This is a genomic window from Mesorhizobium sp. M5C.F.Ca.IN.020.32.2.1 (genome assembly GCF_004023105.1).
In the GTDB taxonomy this organism is placed as follows: domain Bacteria; phylum Pseudomonadota; class Alphaproteobacteria; order Rhizobiales; family Rhizobiaceae; genus Mesorhizobium; species Mesorhizobium wenxiniae.
Genome location: NZ_RZSX01000327.1, coordinates 1 through 6,466, shown reverse-complemented (window position 1 = coordinate 6,466; position 6,466 = coordinate 1). Strand labels below are relative to the sequence as shown.

Genomic DNA, 6,466 nt, shown 5'->3' with positions numbered 1-6,466 from the left:
GAAATAAGTCACAACAGTCCACGACGCCTTCTCCAGTCCGTCGCCAGCGGCATTAGTTCCCAGCTTCAACACACAAAAAAGCCGCCGGGTTGCCCCGACGGCTTCGTTGCCTGAGATTTGTGCCGCCGCGCTTACTGCGCGGCGGAAGCCATGTCGGTCAGCATCGGATCGGCGACCTCGACGCCCGACGCCTTGCGGCGCTCGTCGATGATCAACTCGTCGCGCGAGGTGGCGATGCGCCGGATCTGGCTCATCGTGCCGCCGGTGCCGGCCGGGATCAGCCGGCCGACGATGACGTTTTCCTTCAGCCCCTGCAGCATGTCGGTCTTGCCGGCAACCGCCGCTTCGGTCAGCACGCGGGTCGTCTCCTGGAAGGAGGCGGCCGAGATGAAGGACGGCGTCTGCAGCGAGGCCTTGGTGATGCCCAAGAGCACTGGCTGGCCTTCGGCCGGCTTCTTGCCGTCCTCGACCAGGCGCTCGTTGACCTCTTCCAGCTCGATCACGTCGACGTGGTCGCCCGGAATGTAGGTCGAGTCGCCCTGCGCGGTGATCTCGACCTTCTGCAGCATCTGGCGAACGATCACCTCGATGTGCTTGTCGTTGATCGACACGCCCTGCAGACGGTAGACCTCCTGGATCTCGTTGACGAGGTAGGACGCAAGCGCCTCCACGCCCTTGATCGCCAGGATGTCGTGCGGCGCCGGATTGCCGTCGAGGATGTAGTCGCCCTTTTCGATGACGTCGCCGTCCTGGAGATGGAACGGCTTGCCCTTCGGGATCAGGTATTCGACCGGCTCAAGCGTCGAGTCATGCGGCTCGATGATAATGCGGCGCTTGTTCTTGTAGTCGCGGCCGAAGCGGATCGTGCCGTCGATCTCGGCGATGATGGCGTGATCCTTCGGACGACGTGCCTCGAACAGTTCGGCAACACGCGGCAGACCGCCGGTGATGTCCTTGGTCTTGGCGCTTTCCATCGGGATACGCGCCAGCACGTCGCCGGGGCGAACCTGTGCACCCGGCTCGACCGAAAGAATGGCCTCGACCGAGAGCAGGAAGCGAGCGTCGCCGCCCTTCGACAGTTTGCCGACCTTGCCCTTGGTGTCCTGGACGACGATCGCCGGCTTGAGATCGTTGCCGCGTGGCGTCGAACGCCAGTCGATGACCTCGCGCTTGGTGATGCCGGTCGATTCGTCGGCCGTTTCCTGGACGGAAATGCCATCGACCAGATCCTCGAACGCCACCTTGCCCTCGATTTCGGTGAGGACCGGGCGGGTATAGGGATCCCACTCGGCGATGCGCTGGCCGCGCTTCACCTTGTCGCCATCGTCCACGAAGATGCGCGAACCATAGGTGACACGGTGCGTGGCGCGCTCCTTGCCGGCCTCGTCGAGGATCAGCACCGCCATGTTGCGGCCCATGACCATCTGCTGGCCGTCGGAGTTGCGCACCACATTGCGGTTGCGGATCTCGACCTTGCCCTCATACGAGGCTTCAAGGAACGACGAGTCCACCACCTGCGCCGTACCGCCCATGTGGAAGGTACGCATGGTGAGCTGGGTGCCCGGCTCGCCGATCGACTGCGCCGCGATGACGCCGACAGCCTCGCCCTGGTTTACCGGGGTGCCGCGGGCCAGATCGCGTCCGTAGCAGACCGCGCATACACCGACCCTGACGTCGCAGGTCAGCGCCGAGCGGATGCGGACCGACTGGACGCCGGCCTGTTCGATCTGCTCGACGTCGCGTTCGTCCATCAGCGTTCCGGCCTTGACCAAAACCTCACCCGTGACCGGATGAGTGATGTCGTCGAGCGCCGTGCGGCCGAGAACGCGCTGGCCGACGGAAGCGACGACCTGGCCGGCATCGACGATCGGCTGCATGGTGAGGCCTTTATCGGTGCCGCAGTCGACGGAGTTGACGATGCAGTCCTGCGCCACGTCGACCAGGCGACGGGTGAGGTAACCCGAGTTCGCCGTCTTCAAGGCGGTGTCGGCCAGACCCTTACGGGCGCCGTGGGTCGAGTTGAAGTACTCGAGCACGGTCAGGCCTTCCTTGAAGTTCGAGATGATCGGCGTCTCGATGATTTCACCGCTAGGCTTGGCCATCAGGCCGCGCATACCGGCAAGCTGGCGCATCTGGGTGGGCGAGCCGCGCGCACCGGAGTGCGACATCATGTAAATCGAGTTCATCGGCTTTTGACGGCCATTATCCTCGAACTCGACCGCCTTGATGCGGGCCATCATCTCGTCGGCGACCTTTTCCGAGCACTTGGCCCAGGCGTCGACGACCTTGTTGTACTTCTCGCCCTGCGTGATCAGCCCGTCATTGTACTGCTGCTCGTATTCCTTGGCCAAAGCCTCGGTGTCGGAGACCAGCTTGATCTTGGCATCCGGGATCAGCATGTCGTCCTTGCCGAACGAAATGCCGGCGCGGCAGGCGTGGCTGAAGCCGAGGGCCATGATGCGGTCGCAGAAAATGACCGTCTCCTTCTGACCGCAATGGCGGTAGACGGTGTCGATCATCTTGGAGATGTTCTTCTTGGTCATCTCCTGGTTGGCGGTCTCGTACGGCACGTTGACGTTCTTCGGCAGAAGCTCGCCGATGATCATCCGGCCGGGCGTGGTGTCGTAAATCTTCGACACTACCTTGCCGTCCGCATCGACCGTGCGGAAGCGGCCCTTGATCTTGGAATGCAACGTCACCGCCTTGGTCTCGAGCGCGTGCTGGAGTTCGCCCATATCGGCAAACACCATGCCCTCGCCCGGCTCGTTCTGGTTGACGATCGAGAGATAGTAGAGACCCAGAACCATGTCCTGCGACGGCACGATGATCGGCGCGCCCGAAGCCGGGTGCAGGATGTTGTTGGTCGACATCATCAGCACGCGGGCTTCGAGCTGCGCTTCCAGCGACAGCGGCACGTGAACCGCCATCTGGTCGCCGTCGAAGTCGGCGTTGAAAGCCGTGCAGACCAGCGGGTGAAGCTGGATAGCCTTGCCTTCGATCAGGATCGGCTCGAACGCCTGGATGCCGAGGCGGTGCAGAGTCGGCGCACGGTTCAAGAGCACCGGATGCTCGCGAATGACCTCGTCGAGGATATCCCAGACCTCCGGACGCTCCTTCTCGACCAGCTTCTTCGCCTGCTTGACGGTCGAGGAATAACCCTTGGCGTCGAGACGGGCATAGATGAAGGGCTTGAACAGTTCGAGCGCCATCTTCTTCGGCAGGCCGCACTGGTGTAGCTTGAGCTCCGGACCGGTGACGATGACCGAGCGGCCGGAATAATCGACGCGCTTGCCGAGCAGGTTCTGGCGGAACCGGCCTTGCTTGCCCTTGAGCATGTCCGACAGCGACTTCAGCGGACGCTTGTTGGCGCCGGTGATGACACGGCCGCGACGGCCGTTGTCGAACAGCGCGTCAACGGCTTCCTGCAGCATTCGCTTTTCATTGCGCACGATGATGCCGGGCGCACGCAGCTCGATCAGCCGCTTCAGGCGGTTGTTGCGGTTGATGACGCGGCGATAGAGATCGTTGAGATCGGACGTGGCGAAGCGGCCGCCGTCCAGCGGAACCAGCGGGCGCAGGTCCGGCGGGATCACCGGTACCACCTTCATGATCATCCATTCCGGACGGTTGCCGGACTCCATGAAGTTCTCGACCACCTTGAGCCGCTTCAGATACTTCTTCTGCTTGAGCTCGGACGTGGTCGAAGCCAGCTCCGAACGCAGGTCGCCGGCGATCTTTTCCAGGTCCATGCCGGCCAGAAGGTCGTGGATGGCCTCGGCGCCGATCATGGCGGTGAAGCTATCTTCGCCATATTCGTCGACGGCCATCATGTACTCTTCCTCGCTGAGGAGCTGGTGCTCCTTCAGCGCGGTGAGGCCGGGCTCGGTGACGATGTAGTTCTCGAAGTAGAGAACGCGCTCGATGTCCTTCAGCGTCATGTCGAGCAGCGTGCCGATACGCGACGGCAGCGACTTCAGGAACCAGATATGGGCGACGGGCGCGGCCAGTTCGATATGGCCCATGCGCTCGCGGCGGACGCGCGACAGCGTGACTTCGACGCCGCACTTCTCGCAGATGACGCCCTTGTACTTCATGCGCTTGTACTTCCCGCACAGGCACTCGTAGTCCTTGATCGGACCAAAAATGCGCGCGCAGAAGAGGCCGTCACGCTCCGGCTTGAAGGTGCGGTAGTTGATGGTCTCCGGCTTCTTGATTTCGCCGAACGACCAGGACAGAATCTTCTCAGGGCTGGCGAGCGAGATCCGGATGGAATCGAACACCTGCGCAGGCGCCTGGGGATTGAAGAGATTCATGACCTCTTGGTTCATGCCGTTCTCCTTTTCGGGGTCCTCGAAAACCCCTTGCATCTAGCGCGGGCCAAACGCCCGCCGACTTGATCGGCCATCGGCCGAAGAATTTGGTGCGTCCGGTCGCGGAAGCCGCGACCGGACGTCTTGCTCACTCGGCCGCGTCGGGCAGCCGAACCGGGCTGTCGTCCAGCTTGGTGTTCTCCAGTTCGACATTGAGGCCCAGAGACCGCATTTCCTTGACGAGAACGTTGAAGCTCTCTGGGATGCCGGCCTCGAACGTGTCGTCGCCTCTGACGATCGCCTCGTAGACCTTGGTGCGGCCGGCAACGTCATCCGACTTCACCGTCAGCATCTCCTGCAGCGTGTAGGCGGCGCCGTACGCTTCGAGCGCCCAGACCTCCATCTCGCCGAAGCGCTGGCCACCGAACTGCGCCTTGCCGCCCAGCGGCTGCTGGGTAACGAGCGAGTACGGCCCGAACGAACGCGCGTGGATCTTGTCGTCCACAAGGTGGTGAAGCTTGAGCATATATATGTAGCCCATCGTCACTTTGCGATCGAACGGCTCGCCGGTGCGTCCGTCATATAGCTGCGACTGACCGCTGGTGTGCAGGCCCGCCTGCTCCAGCATGATGTTGATGTCGGCCTCGTGCGCGCCGTCGAACACCGGTGTCGCGATGGAGACGCCGCGGCGCATCTGCTCGCTGAGGCGAACGACGCTCTCGTCGTCATAGTCGCGGATCGGCTCGTTGCGGTCGTTCGCCGGCATGAAGCTCTCGAGTGTCTTGCGCAGCGGCTTGATGTCGCCGCCTGTCTTGTACGCGTCGATCAGCTCGCCGATCTTCCTGCCCATTCCGGCGCAAGCCCAGCCCAAATGCGTCTCCAGGATCTGGCCGACATTCATGCGGCTCGGCACACCCAGCGGGTTGAGCACGATATCGGCATGCGTGCCGTCCTCGAGGAACGGCATGTCCTCGACCGGAACGATCCGCGACACGACACCCTTGTTGCCGTGCCGGCCGGCCATCTTGTCGCCGGGCTGCATCTTGCGCTTTACGGCCACGAAGACCTTGACCATCTTCATGACGCCGGGAGGCATCTCGTCGCCGCGCTGGACCTTCTCGACCTTGTCCATGAAGCGCTGTTCGAGCGCCTTCTTGGAATCGTCGTACTGGCCACGCAGGGCTTCCAGTTCGCTCTGGAGCTTTTCGTTCTCCACCGCAAACTGCCACCACTGCGAACGCGGATACTCGTCGAGCGTATCCTTCGACAGCTTCGAGCCCTTCTTGAAGCCCTTCGGCCCGGCAATCGCGTCCTTGCCGACGAGAACGTCGGACAGGCGCGAATAGACGTTACGGTCGAGGATCGCCTGCTCGTCGTCGCGGTCCTTGGCGAGGCGTTCGATCTCCTCGCGTTCGATCGCCATGGCGCGCTCGTCCTTCTCCACACCGTGGCGATTGAAGACGCGCACTTCGACGACGGTGCCGAAGGTTCCGGGCGGCATGCGCATCGAGGTGTCGCGCACGTCCGATGCCTTTTCGCCAAAGATGGCGCGCAGAAGCTTTTCTTCCGGCGTCATCGGGCTTTCGCCCTTCGGTGTGATCTTGCCGACCAGGATGTCGCCCGGCTGCACTTCCGCACCGATATAGACGATGCCGGCCTCGTCGAGGTTCTTCAGCGCTTCTTCCGAGACGTTGGGAATGTCGCGCGTGATCTCCTCCGGCCCGAGCTTGGTGTCGCGCGCCATGACCTCGAACTCCTCGATATGGATCGAGGTGAAGACGTCGTCGGCGACGATGCGCTCGGACAAGAGGATCGAGTCCTCGTAGTTGTAGCCGTTCCACGGCATGAACGCGACCAGCACGTTGCGGCCGAGCGCCAGATCGCCGAGTTCGGTCGACGGACCGTCGGCGATGATGTCGCCCTTGTTGACCCGGTCACCCATGCGCACCAGCGGACGCTGGTTGATGCAGGTGTTCTGGTTCGAACGCTGGAACTTCATCAGCCGGTAGATGTCGACGCCCGACTTGCCGGGATCGAGATCTTCCGTGGCGCGAATAACGATACGCGTCGCGTCCACCTGGTCGACGATACCGCCGCGGCGGGCGCCAATGGCGGCGCCCGGGTCACGGGCGCCGATCGGCTCCCTGCCTGTGCCG

At 62.9% G+C, this 6,466-nt stretch carries 2 protein-coding genes; both read right to left on the bottom strand.

Annotation, left to right across the window (positions count from 1 at the left end; all coding sequences use genetic code 11):
* Positions 1 to 131: 131 nt before the first annotated feature.
* Complete coding sequence (rpoC, locus tag EOA86_RS17500; RefSeq protein ID WP_127315885.1) at positions 132 to 4,328, bottom strand: DNA-directed RNA polymerase subunit beta'; 4,197 nt, start codon at positions 4,326 to 4,328, stop codon at positions 132 to 134.
* A 130-nt stretch (positions 4,329 to 4,458) separates the two neighbouring features.
* A partial coding sequence (gene rpoB / locus EOA86_RS17495) for a DNA-directed RNA polymerase subunit beta (RefSeq protein WP_128342799.1) occupies positions 4,459 to 6,466 on the bottom strand: 2,008 nt, incomplete at its 5' end.

What these genes read in the sequence shown, in the direction of transcription:
- rpoC (WP_127315885.1), bottom strand. Translation starts at nt 4,328, where the DNA reads ATGAACCAAGAGGTCATGAATCTCTTCAATCCCCAGGCGCCTGCGCAG.